The sequence below is a fragment of the Streptomyces sp. WELS2 genome (assembly GCF_013870595.1).
In the GTDB taxonomy this organism is placed as follows: domain Bacteria; phylum Actinomycetota; class Actinomycetes; order Streptomycetales; family Streptomycetaceae; genus Streptomyces.
Map to the genome: position 1 here is coordinate 1 of NZ_JACBWZ010000676.1, position 3,464 is coordinate 3,464.

A 3,464-nucleotide genomic window follows, 5' to 3' on the forward strand; every position below is an offset into this window, starting at 1 on the left:
AGGCCATCGCCGCGGACTGGGCGGCGCTGGGCGTCCGCGGCTCCTTCCTCGCCCGCAACCTCGACACCGGAGAGCAGCTCGGTTTCGACACGGAGGAGCCGGTGCCGCTGGCGTCGGTGGCCAAGGTCCCGCTGGCCCTGGTCGTGCTGGACCGGATCGCGGCCGGGGAGCTGGATCCGGGCCGCCCGGTGACGGTGGACCCCCGTACCGGCAGCGTCGGCCCCACCGGGCTCGCCGCCTTCCGGCACCCGGCCACGGTGGCCGTCGGCGATCTCCTCCTGCTGATGCTGTCGGTGAGCGACAACGCCGCCGCCGACGCCCTGTTCGACCTGGTGCCGGCGGCGGAGACCGACGCGCGCCTGCGTGCCTGGGGGTGCGACGGAATCCGGGTGCGGCACCGGATGAACCACCTGTACGAGTGCGCGGCCGGTGCCGCCGGGAACGACTTCTCCCTCGCCCTGGAGCTGGCCGTCCGGGACGAGGGCACGGGCCGGCACACCATCGAGACCCTGGACCCCGCGCACGCCAACGCGGGCACGGCCGCGGCGCTGGTCGGCCTGCTCCAGCGGGTGTGGCGCGACGAGATCGCCACTCCTGCCGCGACGGCCGAGCTGCGCCGGCTGATGGGACACCAGGTGTTCACCCAGCGGCTGGCGGCCGAACTGCGCGCGGACACCCTGCGGTGGAGCGGCAAGACCGGCACGTTCCTGCATCTGCGGCACGAGATCGGGGTCGTCGAGGCGGACTCCGGGGACCGGGTGGCGATGGCGGCGCTCACCCGCGCGACCCGCCGCGCGGGGCTGGCACCGGACATCGACCTGGCCATCGGGACGGCGGGGCGGGAGGCGTTCGAGGCCCTGCGGGGCTAGCCTCCGCTTTTCGGCCGGGGTCGGCCCGTCTGCCCACCCGCGCCCCGGGGAACCCAGGAGCACCCGACCACGCGCCGGGCCTCCACCCTGCCCGCCGGCCCGGAGACACCGCCGACGGCATCACCTCAGGCGGTTCAGCGGTGGCCGGTTCGCCGTCCGGCAGCAGGAGCCGCGTCCAGGCGAGCAGGTCGATCGCGGTCAGGGACAGCTCCGTCCACGCGGCCGCTCACGCGGCACGATGGTCCGGGTTCCGTCCGGGTAGCCGGACAGGCCGACAGCGCCGGTCGGCTCGGCGACCTCGGCCCGTGGCACAGGGAGCCGTCTTGTTCCCTTGCCCACGCTGGCTCGCCGGGCCTCCGACTCCATCGACATCCGCGCATACCCCGGCCTCGGCTGGTATGCGGTGACCAATCAGTACGATTACTGGTTCGAGGCCGAATACCGCTACTGACGGTCTCCCGCGACAACCCCGGTCGCTCAGGACAGCAGACGCTGTTCCTTCGCCACCGCCACCGCGCCCGCCCGGGTGTCCACGCCGAGCTTGTCGTAGACGCGTCGCAGATGGGTCTTGACGGTGGCCTCGCTGATGTAGAGGGCGCGGGCGATGGCGTGGTTGGACAGGCCCCGGGAGAGGTGGGCGAGGATGTCCCGCTCCCGGGGGGTGAGGGCGGGGCGCGGGTTGCGCAGGCGGGACATCACGCGGTCGGCGACCGGGGGCGAGAGCGCCGGGCGGCCCTGGGCCGCCGCGTGGATCGCGGTGAACAGGTCCTCGGCGCGCTCGGCCTTCAGCAGATAGCCGGTGGCGCCGGCCTCGACGGCACGGGTGACGTCGGCGTCGGTGTCGTACGTGGTGAGGACCAGGACGTGCGGGGCGGCCGGCTCGGCGCGCAGCCGGCGGGTGGTCTCGACGCCGTCGATGCCCTCACCCAGTTGCAGGTCCATCAGGACCACGTCCGGGGCGGTCTTGCGGGCGAGGGCGAGCGCCTCCTCGCCGCTGCCCGCCTCGCCGACGACCTCGATGTCCGGCGCGCTGTGCAGCAGTGCCAGCAGTCCGGCGCGGACGACGGCGTGATCGTCGCAGACGAGGATGCGCACCGGTGTCCGGGCGTCCGTGGCGGGGGTGTGCGTCATCTCGGCTCCAACGGGATCGCCGCCGACAGGGCCGTGCCCTCGCCCGGTGCCGACTCGATGGTGAGGGTGCCGCCCAGCTGGCGCAGGCGGGCACGGATGGCGGGCAGGCCGTGGCCGCGCTCCCCGGCGGCGGATCCGGCAGGGGCGAGGGCGCGCGGGTCGAAGCCGCGCCCGTCGTCGGTGACGTCCAGCACGATCTGGTCGTCCAGGCAGGTCAGGGTGAGGGTGGCGGTGCCGGCCGCCGCGTGTTCGCGGACGTTGGCCAGGGCACCCTGGGCGATGCGCAGCAGAGCGGACTCCACGGGCCCGGGCAGCGGGACGGGCGGGCTGCCCTCGGTGTGCACACGCACGGTGAGGTCCGGTGTCGTCTCGCGCTCGGCGACGGCGTGCAGGGCCCGGAGCAGGCCACCGCCCTCGGCGAGGTCGGCCGGGGTGAGGTCGTGGACGAAGCGGCGGGCCTCGGCGAGGCTGCGTTCGGCGATGGCCGCCGCGGTGCGGACGTGATCGCGGGCCGTGCCGGGGGCGCTGTCCCACAGGCGGTCGGCCGCCTGGAGCAGCATGCGCTGGCTGGACAGGCCCTGGGCGAGGGTGTCGTGGATCTCCCGGGCGAGCCGTTCGCGTTCGGCGAGGGTGCCTTCACGGCGCTCGGTGGCGGCCAGTTCGCGCCGGGTGCGCACCAGGTCGGTGATCAGGGCGTCGCGGCGGGCCGCCTGGCGCTGCATGACGACGAACACGGCGGTGGCCACCGCGGCCACCGCGGGCGGGGCCAGCAGCACGTTCGGGTCGGGCCAGCCCGCCAGGCTGAGCTGGGCGGCCACGGCGAGCGCGGTCAGCAGCGCGACCAGCGGGATCGCGGCGCGCGGCGGGAGCGTGCGCAGACCGGTGTAGAAGAGCGGGACCGCGCACCAGGCGAAGCTCGGGGCCAGGACGACGAGCAGCGCCCAGGCCGCCACGACCAGACCGAGCCAGGTCAGCCGGCGCGGTGTGGGACGGGTGCCGAGGGCGGGGCCGAGGACGTAGAGCACCGCCAGCAGCACGGACAGGGCGATCACCCAGGGGGTGTGCGGTCCCCCGGCGTGCCGGGCCAGGTAGCGGGCGACGGACGCGGACAGCAGCACGAAGAACGCCGTGTGCATGACGACGGTGAGGGCGCGGGTGTCGTCGCGCTCCGGTGCGGCCACTCCCGGCACCTCCCTCGGCTCCGCGCTGAACTGGGCAAACACCCTCCATTGTGCCCAGCTGCCAAGGTCGCGGGGTCATCCGATCGGATGACCCCGCAGGCCATCGGTCCACCGATGGGAGAAGGCCCGGTCCGGCAGCAGGATCGGTTCCGGGAAGCGATTCCGCCTCCCGCCCAGGCTCTACGAGAGGTTTCCCAGCATGTCCGGTCGCAAGAAGCCGTCCCGCCGTTCCCGCGTCCTCGTCGGCGGTGCCGCCCTGGCCGTCGTCGGGGCCGGTGTCGTC

Annotated in this window: 3 protein-coding genes; 1 reads left to right on the forward strand and 2 read right to left on the reverse strand. The window is 74.7% G+C overall.

Annotation, left to right across the window (positions count from 1 at the left end):
- A partial coding sequence (locus H5J33_RS27935) for a serine hydrolase (protein ID WP_181797611.1) occupies positions 1–869 on the forward strand: 869 nt, incomplete at its 5' end.
- A 477-nt stretch (positions 870–1,346) separates the two neighbouring features.
- Here the strand turns inward: H5J33_RS27935 and H5J33_RS27940 are convergent.
- Both H5J33_RS27940 and H5J33_RS27945 read right to left on the reverse strand, forming a co-directional pair.
- The gene (locus H5J33_RS27940) at positions 1,347–2,000 is read right to left on the reverse strand and encodes a response regulator transcription factor (protein ID WP_181797612.1); all 654 of its coding nucleotides are present in this window, start codon (positions 1,998–2,000) and stop codon (positions 1,347–1,349) included.
- Positions 1,997–3,190, reverse strand: coding sequence for a sensor histidine kinase (locus H5J33_RS27945; protein ID WP_181797613.1), 1,194 nt, complete (start codon positions 3,188–3,190; stop codon positions 1,997–1,999). Before H5J33_RS27945 ends, H5J33_RS27940 begins: the two co-directional genes overlap by 4 nt.
- Positions 3,191–3,464: the final 274 nt, after the last annotated feature.

Coding starts and splice junctions, on each gene's coding strand:
- H5J33_RS27940 (WP_181797612.1), bottom strand. CDS start 2,000: ATGACGCACACCCCCGCCACGGACGCCCGGACACCGGTGCGCATCCTC.